General features: G+C 68.5%; 27 protein-coding genes and 4 tRNA genes. 13 read left to right on the top strand and 18 right to left on the bottom strand.

Annotated features, from left to right (window positions below):
- Nucleotides 1-11: 11 nt before the first annotated feature.
- Nucleotides 12-1223 carry an alpha/beta hydrolase family protein gene (locus tag ABMQ42_RS12840; RefSeq protein ID WP_349723386.1) on the top strand — a complete coding sequence of 404 codons (1212 nt, stop codon included), beginning with the start codon at nucleotides 12-14 and terminating at the stop codon, nucleotides 1221-1223.
- 24 nt (nucleotides 1224-1247) lie between these two features.
- On the opposite strand, the gene ABMQ42_RS12845 is transcribed toward ABMQ42_RS12840, so the two are convergent.
- Nucleotides 1248-1688, bottom strand: a complete 441-nt coding sequence (locus ABMQ42_RS12845) for a SufE family protein (protein WP_349723387.1) — start codon at nucleotides 1686-1688, stop codon at nucleotides 1248-1250.
- A gap of 23 nt (nucleotides 1689-1711) precedes the next feature.
- Nucleotides 1712-2617 carry a sulfurtransferase gene (locus tag ABMQ42_RS12850; RefSeq protein ID WP_349723388.1) on the bottom strand — a complete coding sequence of 302 codons (906 nt, stop codon included), beginning with the start codon at nucleotides 2615-2617 and terminating at the stop codon, nucleotides 1712-1714.
- 153 nt (nucleotides 2618-2770) lie between these two features.
- On the opposite strand from ABMQ42_RS12850, the gene zapE reads away from it, so the two are divergent.
- The 3 genes from zapE to ABMQ42_RS12865 all read left to right on the top strand — a co-directional run bounded on the left by zapE (nucleotide 2771) and on the right by ABMQ42_RS12865 (nucleotide 5767).
- The gene (gene zapE / locus ABMQ42_RS12855) at nucleotides 2771-3784 is read left to right on the top strand and encodes a cell division protein ZapE (protein ID WP_349723389.1); all 1014 of its coding nucleotides are present in this window, start codon (nucleotides 2771-2773) and stop codon (nucleotides 3782-3784) included.
- A 99-nt stretch (nucleotides 3785-3883) separates the two neighbouring features.
- Nucleotides 3884-5197, top strand: coding sequence for an ammonium transporter (locus ABMQ42_RS12860; RefSeq protein WP_349723390.1), 1314 nt, complete (start codon nucleotides 3884-3886; stop codon nucleotides 5195-5197).
- A gap of 21 nt (nucleotides 5198-5218) precedes the next feature.
- Nucleotides 5219-5767 (top strand): type II toxin-antitoxin system PemK/MazF family toxin, encoded by a 549-nt coding sequence (locus ABMQ42_RS12865; RefSeq protein WP_349723391.1) that lies wholly within the window; start codon nucleotides 5219-5221, stop codon nucleotides 5765-5767.
- Nucleotides 5768-5779: 12 nt separating this feature from the next.
- Here ABMQ42_RS12865 and ABMQ42_RS12870 read toward each other — a convergent pair whose 3' ends face one another.
- Both ABMQ42_RS12870 and ABMQ42_RS12875 read right to left on the bottom strand, forming a co-directional pair.
- Nucleotides 5780-6352 (bottom strand): TetR/AcrR family transcriptional regulator, encoded by a 573-nt coding sequence (locus ABMQ42_RS12870; RefSeq protein WP_349723392.1) that lies wholly within the window; start codon nucleotides 6350-6352, stop codon nucleotides 5780-5782.
- Between the two features lie 5 nt (nucleotides 6353-6357).
- Complete coding sequence (locus ABMQ42_RS12875; RefSeq protein WP_349723393.1) at nucleotides 6358-7155, bottom strand: CPBP family intramembrane glutamic endopeptidase; 798 nt, start codon at nucleotides 7153-7155, stop codon at nucleotides 6358-6360.
- Between the two features lie 284 nt (nucleotides 7156-7439).
- Between ABMQ42_RS12875 and ABMQ42_RS12880 the strand changes: the two genes are divergently transcribed.
- Nucleotides 7440-7652 (top strand): hypothetical protein, encoded by a 213-nt coding sequence (locus tag ABMQ42_RS12880; RefSeq protein WP_349723394.1) that lies wholly within the window; start codon nucleotides 7440-7442, stop codon nucleotides 7650-7652.
- A gap of 7 nt (nucleotides 7653-7659) precedes the next feature.
- On the opposite strand, the gene ABMQ42_RS12885 is transcribed toward ABMQ42_RS12880, so the two are convergent.
- A complete protein-coding gene (locus ABMQ42_RS12885; protein ID WP_349723395.1) occupies nucleotides 7660-8313 on the bottom strand; it encodes an NAD(P)-dependent oxidoreductase in 654 nt (217 codons plus the stop codon).
- Between the two features lie 41 nt (nucleotides 8314-8354).
- Nucleotides 8355-8945 (bottom strand): TetR/AcrR family transcriptional regulator, encoded by a 591-nt coding sequence (locus ABMQ42_RS12890; protein WP_349723396.1) that lies wholly within the window; start codon nucleotides 8943-8945, stop codon nucleotides 8355-8357.
- A 78-nt stretch (nucleotides 8946-9023) separates the two neighbouring features.
- On the opposite strand from ABMQ42_RS12890, the gene ABMQ42_RS12895 reads away from it, so the two are divergent.
- On the top strand, nucleotides 9024-9284 hold the full coding sequence (locus tag ABMQ42_RS12895) for a hypothetical protein (RefSeq protein WP_349723397.1): 261 nt from the start codon (nucleotides 9024-9026) through the stop codon (nucleotides 9282-9284).
- A gap of 286 nt (nucleotides 9285-9570) precedes the next feature.
- Here the strand turns inward: ABMQ42_RS12895 and ABMQ42_RS12900 are convergent, their stop codons facing one another.
- The 10 genes from ABMQ42_RS12900 to ABMQ42_RS12940 all read right to left on the bottom strand — a co-directional run bounded on the left by ABMQ42_RS12900 (nucleotide 9571) and on the right by ABMQ42_RS12940 (nucleotide 15319).
- Nucleotides 9571-9939, bottom strand: coding sequence for a hypothetical protein (locus ABMQ42_RS12900; protein WP_349723398.1), 369 nt, complete (start codon nucleotides 9937-9939; stop codon nucleotides 9571-9573).
- Nucleotides 9939-10787 (bottom strand): phage major capsid protein, encoded by an 849-nt coding sequence (locus ABMQ42_RS12905; protein ID WP_349723399.1) that lies wholly within the window; start codon nucleotides 10785-10787, stop codon nucleotides 9939-9941. Before ABMQ42_RS12905 ends, ABMQ42_RS12900 begins: the two co-directional genes overlap by 1 nt.
- A gap of 85 nt (nucleotides 10788-10872) precedes the next feature.
- Nucleotides 10873-11295 (bottom strand): hypothetical protein, encoded by a 423-nt coding sequence (locus ABMQ42_RS12910; protein ID WP_349723400.1) that lies wholly within the window; start codon nucleotides 11293-11295, stop codon nucleotides 10873-10875.
- Nucleotides 11288-11827, bottom strand: coding sequence for a hypothetical protein (locus tag ABMQ42_RS12915; protein WP_349723401.1), 540 nt, complete (start codon nucleotides 11825-11827; stop codon nucleotides 11288-11290). Before ABMQ42_RS12915 ends, ABMQ42_RS12910 begins: the two co-directional genes overlap by 8 nt.
- Nucleotides 11824-12513, bottom strand: a complete 690-nt coding sequence (locus tag ABMQ42_RS12920; RefSeq protein WP_349723402.1) for a hypothetical protein — start codon at nucleotides 12511-12513, stop codon at nucleotides 11824-11826. The genes ABMQ42_RS12915 and ABMQ42_RS12920 overlap by 4 nt, the downstream gene beginning before the upstream one ends.
- On the bottom strand, nucleotides 12510-13127 hold the full coding sequence (locus ABMQ42_RS12925; RefSeq protein ID WP_349723403.1) for a terminase large subunit: 618 nt from the start codon (nucleotides 13125-13127) through the stop codon (nucleotides 12510-12512). Before ABMQ42_RS12925 ends, ABMQ42_RS12920 begins: the two co-directional genes overlap by 4 nt.
- Nucleotides 13128-13250: 123 nt before the next feature.
- On the bottom strand, nucleotides 13251-13778 hold the full coding sequence (locus ABMQ42_RS12930) for a helix-turn-helix domain-containing protein (RefSeq protein ID WP_349723404.1): 528 nt from the start codon (nucleotides 13776-13778) through the stop codon (nucleotides 13251-13253).
- 781 nt (nucleotides 13779-14559) lie between these two features.
- A complete protein-coding gene (locus ABMQ42_RS18185) occupies nucleotides 14560-14841 on the bottom strand; it encodes a helix-turn-helix domain-containing protein (protein WP_502884708.1) in 282 nt (93 codons plus the stop codon).
- 3 nt (nucleotides 14842-14844) lie between these two features.
- Entirely contained in the window at nucleotides 14845-15099 is a 255-nt protein-coding gene (locus ABMQ42_RS12935) for a hypothetical protein (RefSeq protein ID WP_349723405.1), read from the bottom strand.
- 37 nt (nucleotides 15100-15136) lie between these two features.
- On the bottom strand, nucleotides 15137-15319 hold the full coding sequence (locus ABMQ42_RS12940; protein ID WP_349723406.1) for a hypothetical protein: 183 nt from the start codon (nucleotides 15317-15319) through the stop codon (nucleotides 15137-15139).
- A 142-nt stretch (nucleotides 15320-15461) separates the two neighbouring features.
- Here ABMQ42_RS12940 and ABMQ42_RS12945 point away from each other — a divergent pair, with 142 nt between their 5' ends.
- The 4 genes from ABMQ42_RS12945 to ABMQ42_RS12960 all read left to right on the top strand — a co-directional run bounded on the left by ABMQ42_RS12945 (nucleotide 15462) and on the right by ABMQ42_RS12960 (nucleotide 17911).
- Nucleotides 15462-15959 (top strand): helix-turn-helix transcriptional regulator, encoded by a 498-nt coding sequence (locus tag ABMQ42_RS12945; protein WP_349723407.1) that lies wholly within the window; start codon nucleotides 15462-15464, stop codon nucleotides 15957-15959.
- Nucleotides 15960-16044: 85 nt separating this feature from the next.
- On the top strand, nucleotides 16045-16365 hold the full coding sequence (locus tag ABMQ42_RS12950; RefSeq protein WP_349723408.1) for a hypothetical protein: 321 nt from the start codon (nucleotides 16045-16047) through the stop codon (nucleotides 16363-16365).
- The gene (locus ABMQ42_RS12955) at nucleotides 16362-16562 is read left to right on the top strand and encodes a hypothetical protein (protein WP_349723409.1); all 201 of its coding nucleotides are present in this window, start codon (nucleotides 16362-16364) and stop codon (nucleotides 16560-16562) included. Before ABMQ42_RS12950 ends, ABMQ42_RS12955 begins: the two co-directional genes overlap by 4 nt.
- Nucleotides 16559-17911, top strand: coding sequence for a site-specific integrase (locus tag ABMQ42_RS12960; protein WP_349723410.1), 1353 nt, complete (start codon nucleotides 16559-16561; stop codon nucleotides 17909-17911). The genes ABMQ42_RS12955 and ABMQ42_RS12960 overlap by 4 nt, the downstream gene beginning before the upstream one ends.
- A gap of 56 nt (nucleotides 17912-17967) precedes the next feature.
- On the opposite strand, the gene ABMQ42_RS12965 is transcribed toward ABMQ42_RS12960, so the two are convergent.
- Nucleotides 17968-18043 (bottom strand) — tRNA-Val (locus tag ABMQ42_RS12965).
- Nucleotides 18044-18196: 153 nt separating this feature from the next.
- On the opposite strand from ABMQ42_RS12965, the gene ABMQ42_RS12970 reads away from it, so the two are divergent.
- The 3 genes from ABMQ42_RS12970 (at nucleotide 18197) to ABMQ42_RS12980 (ending at nucleotide 18503) form a co-directional block, all read left to right on the top strand.
- Nucleotides 18197-18269: transfer RNA gene (locus tag ABMQ42_RS12970), tRNA-Gly, on the top strand.
- A gap of 51 nt (nucleotides 18270-18320) precedes the next feature.
- Nucleotides 18321-18394, top strand: a tRNA-Cys gene (locus ABMQ42_RS12975).
- Between the two features lie 37 nt (nucleotides 18395-18431).
- A tRNA-Val gene (locus tag ABMQ42_RS12980) sits at nucleotides 18432-18503 on the top strand.
- A gap of 75 nt (nucleotides 18504-18578) precedes the next feature.
- On the opposite strand, the gene ABMQ42_RS12985 is transcribed toward ABMQ42_RS12980, so the two are convergent.
- Nucleotides 18579-19175, bottom strand: coding sequence for a hypothetical protein (locus ABMQ42_RS12985; RefSeq protein ID WP_349723411.1), 597 nt, complete (start codon nucleotides 19173-19175; stop codon nucleotides 18579-18581).
- Nucleotides 19176-19222: the final 47 nt, after the last annotated feature.

Consider the following 19222-nt stretch of genomic DNA (forward strand, 5'->3'; position numbering starts at 1 on the left):
GTGAACCCTCGATGAAGCACTCCAGGCGCGCCGTATCGCGCGCGGCAACCCGGCCCTCCCCGCTCGGCCTCCGCGCCGCGATCGCGGCGCTGGCGGGCGCGTTGGCCGCGGTGTCGGCGGTGTGGGCGATCGTGTCGCTGCAGGTGGTGCGCCGCATCGTCACGCCGCCGGCGCGGCGCATGTTCGACACCAAGATCGTCGGGGTCGATCTCGCCGCGCAGACCATCACGCTCCAGCGCACGCCCGACACCGAACTGCCGGGGCGCTACGGCCTGTTCACCACCGGTTCGGAACCGTATGTCAAACTCGGCACGGTCCTCAGCGCCGACGCGGCGACGGTCAAGCGCAAGCTGCTGACCGAGATCGGTCCCGACAGCACGCTCGCCGGTGAGGCCGCCTTCAGCGGCTGGTACTACGACAAGCCCGAGCAGCTGCACCTGCCGTTCACCAGCGAGCTCATCGGTTCGGCGGTCGGCCCGTGCCCCGCCTGGCTCTTCGAGGCGGAGGATGCCACGACCTGGGTCATCCAGGTGCACGGTCGTGGCACGACCCGTGCGGAGTGCCTGCGCGCCGTGCCGCTCCTGCACCGCCTCGGGCTCTCGGTGCTGGTGGTCTCGTATCGCAACGACGGCGAGGCGCCGCGCACGGGCGGCGGCACCTACGCACTCGGGACGACGGAATGGCGCGACGTCGACGCGGCCATCTCCTTCGCGCTGCGGCGCGGTGCCGAGCGCGTGGTGCTGATGGGATGGTCGATGGGCGGCGCGGTCGTGCTTCAGACCGCTTTGAACTCTGCGCACTCCGACGCCGTGTGCGGAATGATCCTCGAGTCGCCGGTGGTGGACTGGCGCGTCGTGCTCGGCTTTCAAGCGGGACAGCTGCACCTGCCCTACCCCGTCACGGAACTGGCTCTCGGCGCGCTGCAGGGCGGCTGGGGACGGCCGGTCACCCACGCCGGCGGCATCTCCCTGGACTCGCTCGACATCGTCGCGCGGGCAGGGGAGCTGCGGCATCCCGTTCTCATCCTGCACAGCGACGACGACGGCTACGTGCCGTCGGACGCCTCGCACGCCTTGGCGGACGCCCGTCCCGACCTCGTCGAGCTGCAGGTGTTCCAGGTCGCGCGGCACACGAAGCTGTGGAACTACGACCCCGAGCGCTGGTCGGAGGCGATCCGGGAATGGCTGACCCGCCACGACCTGGTCGTGGCGGGTCAGCATTGATTCGACGGGTGAACCGAAGCGGGATCACACGGCCGTGAGTGCACGCACCTGACGCTGGGTGCGCACCAGCATGCCGGTCATGCCGGCGATGCGCAACGGCGAGACGGCGCGGGTGATGCCCAGGCTCTGCGGGTAATCGCTCGGAATGGCCAGGACCTCTTCGGCGGACAGCCCGTTGATGCCCTGCACGAGGATGCTCGCGAAGCCGCGCGTGGTCGGCGCCTCTTCGGGGGCCGTCGCGTGCAGCACCACGGTCCTGTCATCGGCGACCTCGGCCGCGATGAACACCGGCGACTGGCACTCGGCGACCCGCTCGTACTGATCGGGGTTCGCCGCGTAGTCGTCGGGGACCGGCGGCAGCTCGCGCGAGAACTCCAGCAGCAGCTGCAGGCGTTCGTGCTCTTCGAGTTCGAGGAATTCTTCGCGGATCTCGGCGAGAGTGTCCGGCGTGTGAAGTACGGTCATCCCCGCCATTCTCCCACTCCGGCTCAGCGTGCGGCCGGGACGTCACCCGGCTCGGCGCCGGCGACGATCGGCACGCGCACCGACGAGCCCCACTCGGTCCACGAACCGTCGTAGTTGCGCACGTCCTGGAAGCCGAGCAGGTGCTGGAGGACGAACCAAGTGTGGCTCGAGCGCTCACCGATGCGGCAGTATGCGATGACCTCGTCGCCCTCGTTCAGGCCGATCTCGTCGCGGTAGATGGCGTCGAGCTCCGCGCGGGGCTTGAAGGTGCCGTCGTCGGCCACGGCGCGCTTCCACGGCACGCTCTTCGCGGTGGGGATGTGGCCGCCGCGCAGCGAGCTCTCCTGCGGGTACTCGGGCATGTGGGTGCGCTCGCCCGTGTACTCCTCGGGGGAGCGCACATCGATGAGCGGCTTGCCCAGGTGCACGAGGACGTCCTCGCGGAAGGCCCGCAGACCGCTGTCGTCGCGCTCGACGATCGGGTACTCGGTCTGTGCGCGCTGCGGCACCTCGGTGGTGATCTCGCGGCCCTGGGCGATCCACAGGTCACGGCCGCCGTCGAGCAGACGCACGTCCTCGTGGCCGAACAGCGAGAAGACCCAGAGGGCGTAGGCGGCCCACCAGTTGTTCTTGTCGCCGTAGATGACGATCGTGTCGTCGCGGCTGATGCCCTTGCGGCTGAGCAGCTTCGCGAAGCCCTCGCCGTCCAGGTAGTCGCGCACGACCTCGTCGTTCAGCTCGGTGTGCCAGTCGACCTTGACCGCGCCCGGGATGTGGCCGGTCTCGTACAGCAGCACATCCTCGTCGGACTCCACCACGACCAGTCCGGGCTCGCCCAGGTGCTCCTGCAGCCAGTCGGGCGTGACCAAGCGCGACGGCTCGGCGTACTCTGTGAATTTCTCGGATGACGTGTCGAATTCGACGGTCATAGTGGCTCCTCAGATGAAGGCGATCGGGTGTGACGGCGTAGTCTTGATGTCGTCGTTTTCGACATTAGCCGTCCGTCTGGACGCCGCATCCTTTCGTTCACACTCCGTCATGTTCAGTCGTAATCCGACACGAGAGACGGCCGGGAGAGACCCATGACCATCGTGCATCTGGCCGATCGCGCCCCTCAGATGACCGGCGCCGAGATGGTCGCCGCTCTCGTGCCGCCGCCGCAGTTCGAATCGGCGACGTTCGAGTCCTATCGGCCCGATGCGGCATACCCCTCGCAGCAGGGGGCCAAGGAGCTCCTGGAGACATTCAGCTCGCCGGTGGCGGCTCCGGCCAAGGGCGGGCTCTTCCGCCGTGCGAAGAGGACACCTCCGAGCAAGCCCGGCGTCTACCTCGACGGTGGCTTCGGCGTCGGCAAGACGCACCTTCTCGCCTCGGTGTTCCATGCGATGCCCGCCCGCCGCAAGTACTTCGGGTCGTTCATCGAGTACACCGCGCTGGTCGGCGCACTCGGGTATCAGAACACCGTGGAGCTGTTCCGCGGCTCGCAGCTGCTCTGCATCGACGAGTTCGAGCTCGACGACCCCGGCGACACCATGGTGATGACCCGGCTGCTGGGCGAGCTCGTCACCTCGGGCACGAAGCTGGCCGCGACATCCAACACTCCGCCCAACGCCCTGGGCGAGGGCCGTTTCGCCGCTCAGGACTTCCTCCGTGAGATCCAGGCGATGTCCGACAGCTTCCAGACCGTGCGCATCGACGGCACCGACTACCGCCAGCGGGCGGTGGACGGCACGGCGCCGGTCCTGGACGAGGTCGGGTACGAGAAGGCGATGGCGGATGCCACGGCCGCCGGCACCGCGTCGGACGACGAGTTCACGACCTTGGTCGCCCACCTCGCTCGCGTGCACCCCTCGCGGTACATCCGGCTCATCGACGGCGTGGAGGTCATCGGGTTGCGCGAGGTCGTGCAGCTGGACGACCAATCGGCCGCACTGCGCTTCGTGGCGTTCGTGGACCGCGCGTACGACGCGCAGATCCCGATCCGTGCGACCGGGCACCCGCTCAGCGATGTGTTCAGCGCGGAGATGCTCGCCGGCGGGTACCGCAAGAAGTACCTGCGCGCCGTGTCGCGGCTCATCGCTCTGACCACCTCCTGAGCGCTGCGAAACGAGTTGTTCACACGACACGCGATCCCGTAACATCGCGGAAACCTTCTGCGGAACCGCCGGTAATCTGCCGCGCGGAGACTGTCCGCCATGGACAGCGGAAACCTTGCGTGGTATCTCACCGCGACAGCCCTGGTGCTCGTGATGACACCCGGCGTCGCATTCTTCTACGGCGGCCTCGTGCGCGCCAAGAGCGTCGTGAGCATGATGATGCTCAGCTTCGGCGCGATGGGTCTGGTCGGCGTTCTCTGGATCTGTTACGGGTTCAACATGCAGAACGTGTCGACGGGCTGGATCGGCGTCGCCGGCAACCCGTTCACGAACTTCGCCCTCTCCGACACGATCAACGCGGCCGACGCGAATGATCAGCTCGCCGGTGTCGCCTACGGTGCGACCTTCGCGATCATCACCGTCGCGCTGATCTCGGGGGCGATCGCCGATCGCGCCAAGTTCGGAGCGTGGATGCTGTTCGTCGCGCTGTTCGCGACGGTCGACTACTTCCTCGTCGCGGGCTGGGTGTGGGGCGCCGACGGCTGGATCATGAACCTCGGCACGAACCTGGGTCTCTCGGCGAACGTGATCGACTACGCCGGCGGCACCGCGGTGCACATCAACGCCGGTGCGGCCGCTCTGGCCCTCTCGATCGTGCTGGGCAAGCGCGTCGGGTTCGGCAAGCAGCTCAACCGCCCGCACAACGTTCCCCTCGTGCTCATCGGCGCAGCGCTGCTCTGGTTCGGGTGGTTCGGGTTCAACGGGGGAGCCGCCGCTCTCGGCGACGGCATCTCCGGCGAGGGCTCGCAGGTCGGCCTGATCATCCTGAACACCCTCGGTGCGACGGCGGCCGCCATCCTCGGCTGGCTCATCGCCGAGAAGCTCAAGAACGGCAAGGCGACCTCGGTGGGCGCTGCGTCGGGCGCCGTCGCGGGTCTGGTCGCGATCACTCCGAGCTGTGCGAATCTCGCACCCGGATGGGCGATCCTCCTCGGGCTCGTCGCCGGCGCGGTCTGCGCGATCGCGGTCGAGCTGAAGTGGCGCCTGGGTTTCGATGACTCGCTCGACGTCGTCGGCGTGCACCTGGTCGGTGGCCTCATCGGCACGCTGTACCTCGGCTTCTTCGCCACGGGGACGGGCCTGTTCACCGGCGGCAACGCCGACCAGCTCATCGTCCAGGCGATCGCCGCAGTGGCCGTCCTCGTGTACTCCTTCGTTGTGGCCCTGGTCATCGGCTGGGGCATCCAGAAGACGATGGGCTTCCGGATCCGCAGCGAAGACGAGCTCGCCGGCGTCGACACGGTCGTGCACGGCGAGAGCGGATACGAGTTCCCCGATGAAGGTGTCAGCACCGGTCCCGTGCCCGTGCAGGTCCCCGTCGCCGAGCAGGAACCGGAGAAGGTCCTCAGCTGACCGGACGGATAGGGTGACCGGGTGAGTTCTGATTCCGGCATCCTGTCCCGCCTCCTCGGACTGCTGCGCCCCTCCGCGCGCTCCACGAACAGTCGCCGTCCGACCCCGCGTGGGTCGGACGGCGGCGGCGTGTCGGAGCTCTCGCCCGGGCAGGCCGGAGCCGCTGCGACCGTCGAGATCGACCCGTCGCAGGCGGACGACCTGCGCATCACGTACGCGCCCCGAGTCGATGGCGATCCCGACGCGGGTGAGATCGTCTGGACGTGGGTGCCCTATGAGGAGCACGACGGGCGTGGAAAGGACCGCCCTGTGCTTGTGATCGGCCGACGCGACGCCGACACGGTGTATGCCGTGAAGCTGACCAGCAAGTCGCATGACGGCGAGCGCGACTTCCTGCCGATCGGGTCCGGTCCGTGGGACGGGCAGGGACGCCCATCGTGGCTCGATGCCGACCAGCTGTACCTGGTGCACCACGAGGGGATGCGCCGCGAGGCGGCGGCGCTGGACGGCGAGCGCTTCGCCCGCGTGGCCGCCGAGCTGCACAAGCGCTACGGGTGGGCGCTCGGCTGAGCGGCGGAATCCTCAGCGCAGAAGCGCCGCGACCAGAGCGTCGATGCGTGTGCGGATGACGTTCTCCGCCGTCGGCTGGTAGAGCAGCTGGGCGGTGAGCCCCTGCGTGATCGCCAGGAGCGCCCAGGCGGTCTGCGGCGGGTCGACGTGCTCGGGGATATCGCCTTCGGCACGGGCGCGGGCGACCAGGGATGCGAGCTGGCCGCGAAGCTGGTCGTCGCTCGCCGCGACCGCGGCGGCGATCTCGCCGTCGTTCAGGGCGAGCTGCGCGAACGCGTCGGCCTGTCGCTGGACGGCGAGCCGCTCGTCGTCGAGAGGGAGGATCGCGACCAGAAGCGCCACGAGCCATTCGCGCAGGGTCGGCCGCCCGGGCTCGCCCGGGGGGAGCGGAACCCCCTGCTCACGCAGCCGGGCGAAGGCGGCGGCGAGCATCCGGTCCTTCGAGGGGAAGGCCTTCTGCACGGCGCCGAGCGACCACCCCGCTTCGGCGGCCACGGCACGGAAGGAGACGGCGGGCAGACCGGCGCGTGCGACGATCCGCAGGGCGGCGTCGGCGAGCTCCTCCTGCCGTGTGCTCAGTTCCATGGTGTTCAGCGTACGGGGGCGCCGTCGGCGTCCAGCGGTGATGCGGCCGCGCCGGCACGCATCGCGCGGGGCCAGAGCACGATCGCGTACACGAGCATGAGCGCGCACGCCAGACCGATGCCGATGAGCGCGGCCGGGGTGGTCGCGTTGCCGCCGAGGTAGTTGGTGAAGTCCCAGGCCGCGTGCCACAGAATGCCGGGCCAGAGGCTGCCGGTCAGCACCACCAGCAGGGCGGCGACGAGTCCGAACAGGACGGCGAACACGAGCTGCAGCGCGGCGTCGGCCGGGTTCTCTCCGCCGGCGAGGTTCGCCAGGTGCAGGACTCCGAAGAGGGCCGAGGTGCCGATGACGGCTCCGCGCACTCCTGCGGAGCGCAGAACCGCGAGGACGATGCCGCGGAACCAGACCTCTTCGTTCACGGCCACCGCGATGGTGAGGACGGCGTAGGCGGCGACGGTCGGCACGGGAAGATGGACGCCCTGCGTGAGGAGCACGATGAGGACGGTGATGGGCAGCGGGGCGAACCACCACGCGGCAGCCGCGCGGTGTGCCGCGCGGAACCCGTACCGGCGCAACGTCGCGGGTGAGACCTTCATGACCCCCAACCCGATGAGTGCCGAGACAGCGGCACCTGCCGCGATGACGAGCGCCGCGCCGATGTCGTCGGCACCCGTCAGCTCTGCGGTCGCCGACGCGGCCGCGGTGAACACCACCGGCACGAGCGCGAAGGCGATGGCGACCGGCCATCGGTGCCGAAGCGGCCAGCTCGCGGGGCCGTGGGTGTCGTGCGTCTGATCGACCATGATGCTCCTCACCGGAATACGAATGTATTCTCTTGCCGTGAGAATACGCATGTATTCTCGACTGGTCAAGCCTTGGCGCCGATAGATTCCGCATATGCGCAGAGCGGTGTCCGGCACCCACGGGGCCGGCAAGTCGACCCTGATCGCGGCCTTCGCCGCGCGGCATCCCGAGTTCGACGTGTTCGGCGACCCCGACGACCTATCTGGAGGCGTGGGAGGCGCTCCGGCGTCCAGGCGGTGTCGGGGGAGTGGACGGCGATCTTCTCGCGCAGGCCGCGTCTGCGATGGCTGCGGTCGATCTGCTTGTTCTGCTGCCGTTGAGCGCGGCCCGCGGCATCCACCTCTCCACTGACGAGGATCTCGATCTGCGGGAGGAGATGGATGCCGCGCTTCTCGCCCTGGCGGAGGACCCGGATCTGGTTCCGGAGTCGGTGCGGACGATCGAGCTCGGGGGTGATGGCACCGCCCGCCTCAGGGCGCTCGAGGCGGCGCTGTGAGGGGCCCTCAGCCGGCGGACTTCCAGCCGGCAGGTGTGGTGAGAAGGATGCGCTGCCCGATGGTGGCCGAATCCGTGATGACGGTGAGGATGCCGGCGGCGGCGTTCTCGAACGGCAGCGTCGGCAGGCCGGGAACACGGCCGACCTCGGAGAGCGGCGTGACAGTGGCTCCATCGGGGAGTGGGGCGGCGTCCTTGAGATTGACGGGGTAGACGATCGTCCAGTCCACACCGGAAGACATGAGCAGCTTGTCGGATGCGGCCTTGTCGCGGAGGAACCCGCCGAGGGCTGTCTTGTAGACGAGTCGGGCGAAGCCGGACGCCTTCTGCGCCGTGTCGCCGGCGCCGAACACGGAGATGAGGACGAGGCGACGGACGCCCGCGTGTTCTGCGGCGGTGAGGATCGTCGGCAGAGTGCGCTGCATGAAGGAGTGATCCTTCATCGGACCCGTGATGGAGATCAGGATCGCGTCGGCTCCGCGTGCGGCGGCGGCCAGGGCGTCGGTGTCTTCCGCGGACCCTCCGACGACCGTGATTCCGGGGGAGTTCACCACGGCTTCGGGCCTGCGCGCGTACGCGATGATCTGGTGACCGTCGTGGACGGCGCGGGCGATGAACCGAGAGCCGACGTTGCCGGTGGCTCCGAGGACGAGGATCTTCATGGTGCTCCCTTGAATCGGATGGGTGGGCGGAGCCGGTGGTGTCATCCGGCGGACAGTCGGCGTCCGAGGATGCCTTCGAACGCGGCGAGGCACAGTGCGAGCACGCGCTCACGGGGAACGACGGGGGACTGGGCTGCACCGCGCGCCACATGCTCGACGAATGCCAGCCAGGCGCTCATCGCGAGGCGTGACGCGGGGGTGTCGTCGGCGCCCGAGATGTCGAGTAGTCGGTTCACCTGCACGGTGTGGTTCTGCGCGATCAGCTCGGCCGCCGGTGAGCGCGGTGCCGCAGACGGGGCGTACAGCTCTCTCAGGTCTCCGGAACTCGCCTCGAAGCGATCGAGGTAGCCGGTCAGCGCACGCTCGAGGTTCTCGCGCTCGGACAGTGATGCGAGGGGTGTCGTTGCGACGAGCACGCTCTCCGCTTCGCGTTCGAAGACGGCGTCCAAGAGTGCTTCCTTGCCGGAGAAATAGTGATACACCAGAGCGCGCGTCACGCCCGCGTCTTCGGCGATCCGGGTCATCGACGCGCCGGCCACGCCGTGCTTCGTGAAGTGTGCTGCCGCGACATCCACGATCTGAGCGCGGCGCGCGTCGGGCGACAGTCGCCGGCGGTCCGCGTTGTTTGTCATATGTAAAACAATAGCGCAGCTCGAATGTCGGACCCGAGGAAGAGAATTGACGGTGATCCGGAGAGAGACGGGGACGACATGTTCGAGCACTATGACGCAACGTTGACACCAGGTGAGGGACCGTACCCGCACGACGACATCGAGCACTTCTCAGGCATCGTCGGCCATGACGTGCTCGTGCAGGCGTGGGAACCGACGACGGGCTCATGGCGCTTCATCTATCGAGGCAACCTCGATGACGCTGCCGATCTGCCAGATGGCACATACCAGGGCACCAGCCACCGTTTCATCGGCACCGTGATCGTGCGCGGCGGCATCGTCGTCAGCGTCGGCAGCTAGCCGATCATCTGTTCCACATGAGAAGACCCCCGGCAATCGGGGGTCTTGGTGGTGGGCGATGCCGGACTCGAACCGACGACCTCTTCCGTGTGAATCAATTTCGGGAGTGACCGGGCATCCCCGCCGGTGCCCGTAGGTGCGGAATCACGCGGGCGCGCACCCATCCGCATGCCGCCTCGTGCCCCTCCGTGACGGCGGGTGCCCGCAAGTGTGTGCACACGTCCGCACACACATACCGACCCCCGGCGCGGGCAAACAACCCCGAATGCGCGCCGGGGGTCGGTGGTCATGTGCGGACGCGGCGCCGGATGAGCCCAGCTGCCTCCGCAAGCTCCACCGCGACGGGGGAGAGCAGCACGTCGGCCGGCGTGGCTGTCATGTGTGGCAGGGTCACCGTGCCGATGCGGCCCCCGCCGAGCCCTGCGGCGCCCGTCTCGTCGCCCAACTCCCCGAACCATGCGATCTGCTCGGCGGTCATCTCCGTGAGCAGCTGCGCGACACCCGCGCTGGTGGGCATCCCGTCATCGCTGGTCGCGTATTCGGCGCCGTGCAGAATCCGGTCTACCTGCCGCGACGCGCGGCGCAGGGCTGCGTCGCCGGGGGTGATCCCGACGAGCGCGGCCACCTGCGCCGCGGTCGCGTAGACGCGTGTCATCAGTCGCCGCTGAGCGTGATCTTCTGGACCGCGGCTGCGTGGGGGAACGCGAACCCGACGCGCATGGTCGCGCGCACTGCGGTGCGGTCGCTGGTGAAGTACGGCGACGTGTCTACCTGCAGGTCAACGTCGTTTCGGCGGATGAGCAGCGCGCGCGTCTTCGGGATGCCCCAGACGGTGCCGGCGGTGACCGCGGAGGACACGAGCAGCGGGACGCCCTGGATGGTGCGGCGGGTGGGCTGCGTGGGGTCCGGGGTGAGCAGCGGACGCTTGCTCGTCGTGGACTCCTTCAGCTGCGCGAGGGTGAGCGCGTCGGCAGGGTTGGCGACAAACGACGTGAGCGCGAGCCCGAGCGTCTCCGCGTTCGACAGGGCCTCGGCGAACGCGTCAACGTCCGCCCACGCGGCGCCCGCATCCACGGCGCCAACGCCGGTCAGGTCTTCGAGCCCCGCGGGCTGCACGGTGCTGGACCCCTTCGAGCCGAAGAACGCCGCGTCGATCTTCCGGGCGATGTCGCGTGCGAGCCCGTCGCCGACGATGCCGGATGCCTCCGGGCTGCTGTCGGCCGCAAGCTCGTTCGTGATGACAGTGAGGCCTGCAACCTTCGCCGGGATGATCACGAGGTCATCGATCGTCGGGTCCGACGCGGTGATCTCGTTTCCCTCGCCGACCCATGCGGCGGTCGGGTCGCCGGTCACGAGCGGGATGTGCGTGTGGGTCGCATCGGTCGGGATGATGGTGGACGCCTGCGCGGCCACCGAATCGCGTTCGACGGGAACCGTGATGAGTGCTGCGATCGCGTCGGGCGTGATGCCGCGAACGTTGCTGGTGGTGGTGAGAACAGTCATGAGAAAAGCCCCTTTCCGGGCGTGCGAAACAGTGATGATGTCTCGACGCCCGCAAGGGGCATTCGGTCAGGCGCAGGGCCTGCCCTCAGTCTACGTCCACGGCTTCCCAGCGCAGATTCTCTGCGTCGATGATGTACTCGGACACGTTTCCGTCGAACGGGTACGTGATGCGTCCAATCAGCCTGCCTGGCTCTACGAGCGCACTCACGACGCGGCACGGGGCGCCGCGCCCTGCCGCGAGCACCGCCGCGTTCTCGAACGTGTCTGCCCACGCGGGCCGGTGCTCCGTGCCCGGCGTGCACGCCCGATACAGCACCCGCAGCGTCGGCGTGTATGGGGTGATCGTGACGACGGCGACACCGCGGCCCCGGGGCGCAACACACATGGCATGAAACGGGGCGTATGCGCTCATCACACGCAACGCGCCCGGCGGTGCCCACGGCTCACCGTCCGGGTGTGTCGTGTCCACATTCACCCACCGGGCCACGGCGTCGCGTAGGTCATCCATGCAGCACGTCGGCCCACGACGCGGCCTGTCCAGATGAGCGGCTGTCACCGGTCGCCGGTGTGCCGCCCGTGTTCGCCGGTGCGACCCTGGCCACGAACAGGTGCGGCCGATCGGTGCGCAGCTGCTCAATCCGCGCGAGCGCCGCCGCCTCATCCAACAGGCCCGCAGCATCCACTACCTCGCCGGTGGGGATGTGCTGCGCGAGGTCGCCGCGTGCCGTCGCCGCGAGCCCTTCACGGACCGCGAGGGCCTGCAGCGCGTCCGTCTGGAACGCCTGCACGGTCGCGGCCAGCTGGTCGCGTTCCGTCTTCGCCGCGCGCAGCCGGTCACGCACGGACGCCTCATCGCGGCGCTTCTCCCGCAGCATCGCCGCGAGACGATCCGCGGGCAGTGCCGCGAGGTCATCCGCGGCGCCCTCAGCGCCCGTCTGAGCGCCTGAAACGCCCTGGACGCCTCCCGGTGCCTCCGGGGCCTGCACGGCGGTCTGTGGGGCGCCGGCGGGGGTCTGCGTGCCGTTGGTGTCGTCGGTCATGATGTTGCCTTTCTGGTGATGGTGTCTGGATGCTCAACGACCCGAGGCCGCCGCATCTCATTGGGTTGGATGAGCGCGAGCATGAGCGCGGACACGAGGTCGCCGTGCCCCTCCCCGTCGCGCCGTTGAATGTCGAACGTCTCCCGGCCCGAATCGGTCAGCTTCTGCCGGAACCCGAGCAGTTCGCGTTCAAGCACCGGCCCCAGCTGCAGGCCCTCCGCGACCCGCAGCCGGTTCTGTTGCAGCTGCAGCTGCAACTCCGTGAACAGGTCACGCTTCGGGATGTTCCACCCGTTGCGCTCCACACCGCCCGTCGTGATGATCCCCACCGCCGGCGCGCACGCGAACCGCACAAGCCGGCGCGTCTGGAACAGCAGGTCACCGACCGCACGCCCCACCCCAGACCGGTCAAACACGAGCAGCCCGTCATCAAGCGGCGGGCGCCGCATCATCGCCGCGACATCCGACACGATCGCCGGATACCCCGTACCCAACGGCCACCGCCGCAGCGCACGCACATGCGACTCCTGCACAATCCCCGCCACGAAATCCGCCGGCGACAACACGAACGCCTCCCGCGACACACCGGCCGGCAACACCGCCACCGTCTCCACAACGACCGCCGCCGAATAGTCCGCACCCTGCCCGAAATCCAGCCCCACCGTCCACCGCTCCGCACGCCTCACGCCGCCACCTCCAACGGCTCCACGCCCGGCGCGAACGCCCGCCGCACATCCTCAGTCCCGAACGCCTGCGACTCCACATCCGCAAACCGGACCTCATAATCCGACGCCCACACGAACGACGACACCGCCGCCCGCGTCCGCGCGATCCGCTCCGGCGAGTACTGCGCCGACTCATACACGCTCACCGTCGTTCGCTCCCAGTCCGCGCCCTCATCCTGAAACGCCGCAGCCCACCACCCCCGATCACCCCACGGCGTAGACGCCGCGATAATCTGCCCATCCCGCGCCGACACCATCGGCAACACCGACGCCCACACGTCATCCGGCACCCGCGACGCCTCATCCACAATCAGCAACCGCACCGCCGAGAACCCGCGAATACCGCCCTCACTGCCCGGCAAGCTCACCACCCGCGACCCATTCGCCAACCCCAACTCAGACGCGTTGTCCCGCACCAGCCGCGGCGCACCCGCCAACGCCCGATAGTGCGCCCGCACCCGCTGCAGCATCTCGTCCGACTGCCGCTGAGTCGGCGACACGATCAACACATCACGCCCCGGCTCATACACCCCCACGTGCAGCCCCTTATAGCTCAGCGTGTCCGTCTTCCCCACCTGCCGCGCACACCGCACCAAAGCCCGCGGCGCCCGCGACCGCAACACCCCGCCTCCCACGGCTCCGCATCAAACCCGAAACCCGCACCGAACCGCACCGGGTCCAACGCCCCCGCAATGTCATCAGCCAGCGATGCCACGACGCACCCCCTCACCCGACAGCGCCGCAGCGACCGCCGCCGCAGCCTCCGGGAACGGCACCAGAGCGCCCATGATCGCCGCACGCACCGCCAGCCACTCCGGCGCCTCCTGCACGTTCACGACCGCCACCTGCGGCCGCTCATCCAACTCCCCAGACAGCCGGGCCAGCAACTCCACGACGCCGCGCAACTCCCGCACCGCCTGCAAGCTCAGCGAGTTCTGCCCCTTCGCTTCCGCCGCCGCCAGCACCCGCTGCGCAGCCTGATACAACGCCTCCGCACGATCCGCCGCGCGCGTGATCCCCGACCGTTCACGCTCCGCCGCGACCGCCAGCAGCGCCGCGGGCATGTGCGCCCGCTTGTGCCGGCGCAGCGTATCCCGCGACACCCCGAACCGCTCCGCCAGCTGCTGGAACGACAGTCCGCCGGAGATAATCGCCTCATCCACCGCGTCACGGTCCGGGCGCCGGCAGATGTGGCACCGCGGCTCGTATGCGGTCGTGTCGGTCATGCCCGCCCCCGATCGGCCAGCGCGTCCATGAGGGAAGCGAGCGCCCGGCGTGCTTCGTCGCGCTCCGCTTCCGCAGCCCGCAGCCGCGACCGGCACGACCTCGCCTCCGTCCGAAGCCGAGCGATCATCTCCTGCGCCCATGACGGCAGGCCTTCGACGTTCCGCGGACCGTCGCGCAGGTCGCCCAGTTCGCGGGTGAGTGTGCGGACCTTCGCGCGGAGTTGCCGGACCTCGGCGACATCCCCCGGCGTCACGCGCGCGCTTCCCTCCCGATCAACAGACCCGCCCGCGAGCCCTTGCACCGACTGGGAACGCGCGGACGTGTGAGCAGCGTGTGCACGCGCGGACCCGACACGATCACCAGCAGCAGACCCCGCGACCTCAGCACCCGCGCGGAAAGAAGACGAGCCCCGCGGTGGTGTGGGGGTCGGGCTGGGGGTTTGTGGTGTTTCACTCATGGTCGTTCTTTCTGCTGTACGCGCGTACTTGGGTTGCGCTGGGTGCCGTGCTGGTTGCGTCGTGTGGTCTGCCGGGGTCGCCCCCTCCGCCCCCATCCGGGGGAATGTCGTATCGCTGCGCGATCCGACGCGGGCGGGGGTGTGTTCGTCCGTGCGGCGCGGAGCGCCTGTGAGTCGGAGCGACGGGCAGTCGCGGAGCGAGCCCGGGTGCGGTAGCCCGGGTTACGTGAGCTATAGATACTTCTGGCCCACTCAGGCGGGCAGGTTGCATCCGGCAAACCTGCCTCTCTCTCGGGCAGGTTGAGACAGCCAAACCTGCCCACCTAGACGGGCAGGTTTGCGGCGACCCGGTAGCGGGTTGAACGACCTGGCCTACCGGGCTCGGCCTCAGCGACGACGCCGGCCGCGATGAGGCGTGCAAGTGACCGCTGAACCGCTTGCCGGGATAACCCGAGCTCGCGCGCGATCCGGACCTGTGAGGGCCACGCGATCCGGTCACGGTCGGCACGATCGAGTAGCGCGAGTAGCACGAGAGCATCGCGCGGGGTGAGTCCGAGCCGGGCGATGTCGCCGCGGAGCAGGGAACGGTTCGTGACTCGTGCCACACGTCACGCTCCGTCCGACGTGAAGTGTTCGCCGGGGGAGTGGTGCAGGCGTGGCCGGTTCGGCTCGTACGCTTGCAGCGCTTCGGCCAGCATGGACACGACGAGCACGAGCACGCCTGCCGCGTCGGGTCTGGTGCCGATCGTGGATAGCAGCGCGAGCACGTCGTCATGGGTGCGCGCGTTCCATGTGAGTACCGCGATGTCGGCTGCGTCGTCGATCGCTGCGAGGATCGGCGCGGGCAGGTCGTCGTCGTTCATCTTCCCCTCCTGGGGTTCCGCCTGGGTGGGGTCGGGGTCAGTCGATCTCGCCGAGCATGCGGCGCAGCTTCGCGACGGGCACGACAATGCGTCGGCCAATACGAATGGTGGGGATGTCGCCGCGCGCCGCCGCCTCGTAGGTGGCGTTCCGGCCGAGATGCATGATCTGCCCGGCGTCTGGCCAGAGTCGGATGGTCCGCTGACCGTCGAGTGCGTCCATGGTGCCGTGCCTCCTGTAAGTGAGTCCGATTACTCCGGGTAAAGCGTGTGCTTTCCTGACTCAGTTTGACTTGGGGGTTGCGGTCCGTCAAGCTGACACTTACATTTGAGGAAAGAACGGGATATACAGGGAGGTGGACCACTTGACTCTGACTGTCGAGCAGCTGATCGGCCGCAACGTCGCATATGCGCGGTACAACCGGCACGACCCGGAGCACGTCACCACGCAGGCGCAGCTGGGGGAAGCGATCGGCGCGGCGCTCGGAGAGCCGTCGCGCTCATGGTCACGGCAGGTTGTTCATCAGGCCGAAGCCGGCAAGCGATCGTGGGCGGTCGCTGATCTGCTCATCGTTGCCTCCGCACTCGGAGTGTCTGCCCTGGACCTTCTGCGGCCGCTCTATGACACCGACGACGTTGAGGTGCAGGGGTGCGTGTTCGCGCGCGATTGGCTGGAGCGCGTCAGCGGGCTCACCGCCGCGACGACGCCCGACGAACTCGCGCAAGACGCGCTCCGCGCGACCCTGGCTGCGCTGGATGAGCAGGCCGCAGCCGTAGAGACGATGCGTCAGCAGGTGCGCAACGCGCTATCAGGCGGGTGGCTGGAACAGTCCCCGCCTCCGGAAGACTCCCCGGCGGGATAGTCGGGGTCATGAAAAGCGGCCCCCGCGCAGCGGCAACTGCACGAGGGCCAGTGTCCGAACACACATGAGAGATGAGGTAGGGACAATGACAACCCTAGACAACGGTCTGCGCCCGTGCGAGCGGTACAGCTGGTGCGTCGGCCACGCCGCCGGAGCAGACATCACCACGGACGGCTGCTTCGGCACCGTTCCCGTCTACGTGAACGCGAACGTCGGGCACGTAGACCTCGCGGTGGAAGTGAAGCAGGGACGGGTGGAGTTCACCCCGCTGCAGGTGTTCGAGTCGTGGACGTGGGACGGCGCACTGCTGGACGGCGAGATTGCCGACAGTGAAGCGGTCGTGTCTGCGGTCGCGGCCGCGGCGCGCGAGGTCGCCGCCGACATCCGGAAGCAGGCGGACCGGTGACCGCCGTCGCTGCCCGGTTCGCCGGTGGATCGCTGACCGTCGAGACAGACGACTACGCGGGCGCGCGCATGGTCGTGTTCGAGCAGCCCGGCGCGAACCGCACGCCCCTCTGGCCGGATGAGGCCCGGCGTCTGGCCGTCGCGCTGATCGAACAGGCCGCGCAAGCTGAACAGCCCGAAGCGGGGGATTGGCCGTGAGCGCCGCCGTCGTCCTGTTCCGTCGCTGCGGATGCCGCCTGCCGGACGGGCGCCAGTACCCGAACCTGCCCGGCGTCAAGCCGACCGACGCCCAGCGCGCCGCCGCGTGCCCGAAGCTCACCGCCGACCCGAAACACGGCGCCTGGGGCTACTCGATCAGCGGGGGAACGACGCTGAACCGTGACGGCAAGCGGGTGCGCGTGCAGGTGCGAAAGTCCGGCTTCCGCACGCGCGCCGAAGCGCTCACCGCCGGCAACACGGAAGCGTCCGCGATCGGCGCGGGAACATGGGTGAAAACGGACCGGCAGACCGTCGCGGAGTGGATGGACGAATGGCTGCCCCGCCACGCCCTGACCGCCCGCCACGGGCAGGGCCTGCGGACGACGACACGTGAGCAGTACGCCCGCTACATCGCGAACGACATCAAGCCCTCACGGTTGGGTGCGATGGAACTGCGCGAGGTCCGCCGCGCGCACATCGTCGCGTTTCTGGACGGTCTGCGCACCGCCGGGCGCGGTGTGTCCACGCTCCACAAGCTGCTGGTGACGCTGCAGGCTGCGTTCTCCGCCGCCGTGGCCGACGAGCGCATCCCCGCCAACCCGGCGCTCAGAATCCCGCTGGAAGCCGAGCAGCGCCGCAAGTTCATCGCGTGGGAGCCGTGGCAGGTGGGCAGGTTCCTGGATGAGGCGTCCCGGCACCGGCTGGGCGCCGTCTACGAGCTCGCAGTGTTCACCGGTCTGCGCCGCGCGGAGCTCGCGGGCCTGCGCTGGGTTGACGTGGACCTCACGCAGCGGCGCCTGCACATCGTGAACGCACGCGTGCAGGCCGCGTCGGGCGTCGTCGTCGGGAAGCCGAAGACGGAGAACAGCGTGCGCACCGTCAGCCTGGACGATCAAGCCGTGGCCGTGCTGCTGGGCTGGAAGCTCGCGCAGGACGCCGACCGCGACGCGGCCGCGGAAGCATGGACCGACAGCGGCTACGTGTTCACCGACGAGTTGGGCGCCGCCGTCCTCCCGGACCGTCTCACGCGCACGTTCGAGAAGCTGCGCCAGCGTGTGAACGCGAACCTCGCTGCGGAGAACGCGACCCGTGAGGCCGCGGGGGAAGACGCCCTGCCACTCCTGCCGAAGACGACCCTGCACGGGCTCCGCCACGAGCACGCGTCGCTCTGGATTGCCAGCGGGGGAGACATCAGCATGCTCTCCAAAAGGCTGGGGCACTCGTCCATCAGCGTCACCAGCGACATCTACGTGTCGCGCGTCGGCGACGCGGACCGTGCGCAGGCTGAGCAGGTCGCCGCGATGATCCCCAGAGGGTCTGTGCACACAGTGAGCACACAACAGGCCTGACCGGGCAACGACAGAGGCCCGGAATCCGCGTCTACCGCGTGATTCCGGGCCTCTTTTGGTGGGCGATGCCGGACTCGAACCGACGACCTCTTCCGTGTGAAGGAAGCGCGCTACCAACTGCGCCAATCGCCCTCATCGCCGTGCCGGCGACCTCTCGATCGTAGCGGATGTTCGGCGGCACTTCGAACCGAGACGCGGGACACGCGCGGGTGACATCCTCGTTTTGCACATCGGCCCCGATCGGATAAAGTCATATCTGTTGCCGGAGAGATCCGGAAACGAAATGCGGATGTAGCGCAGTTGGTAGCGCATCACCTTGCCAAGGTGAGGGTCGCGAGTTCGAGTCTCGTCATCCGCTCGAGTGCGGGAAACCTCTTCGGAGGATCACGCCGTGGGGTTCGAACCACGCGGTGGCGTGGCCGAGAGGCTAGGCACCGGCCTGCAAAGCCGTTTACACGGGTTCGAATCCCGTCGCCACCTCCACTCCCGGCCAGTCCGGAAAAGTGAAAAGCCTGTACAGGCGCGATTGGCGCAGCGGTAGCGCGCTTCCCTGACACGGAAGAGGTCACTGGTTCGATCCCAGTATCGCGCACAGACCAAAACCCCCGGTTCGCCGGGGGTTTTCGCGTTCACGCTTCCGCGTGCCAGCAGTGCATTGCGCGCGCCATCAGCGTCGATACATCGGTGGTGCGTCGTGATATGCGGCGTCCTGCTGATGATTGTATTCATGCACCAGTCTTGCGACGGACGGATCGTGCGCACTCGAGTAGTCGGGGTCGCACCCTGTGAAGTAGTCGCCGGGATCACACTCCCAGTCGACTCCGACGGGGAAATAAGAGAGTCCTGCACGGTCGGCCATTGAACAGTCGTCAGCGCTGACGTTCGCCACGCATACCACGTAGACGTATGCGCCATTCACGAGAGAGGTGTCGATGACGTGTGCATCGGGATACTCGGAGACGAGCTCCGTGAGGCTGAAACACTCCTGCTCCGGCGAGTCTTCTCGCGTGCACCAGTCTCCCTGGAGGTCGTCAGGGAATCCGGGGACGACTACGGGCGCTTCCGGTGTCGCCGTCGTCGTGGCAGTGACGGTCACCGTGGGCAGGGCGACAGGGCGCGCTGAAGTGTCAGTTGCTGTGCATGCGGCGAGTGCAATGGCGGCGGTGAGTAGTGCAAGAAGCGTTGAGAGTCGATGGCGCGACACGGATCCCCCAGAAATCGTTGGCGTGAGCGGAGTCTCCCACTCGAAATCGGTCTCGTCCATGTATCCGTGTTGCTGCGCGTGCCTGCCTAAGTGTTCAGCCCCGTTCA

Origin of the sequence: Microbacterium sp. KR10-403, from assembly GCF_040196215.1 — a bacterium.
In the GTDB taxonomy this organism is placed as follows: Bacteria; Actinomycetota; Actinomycetes; order Actinomycetales; family Microbacteriaceae; genus Microbacterium.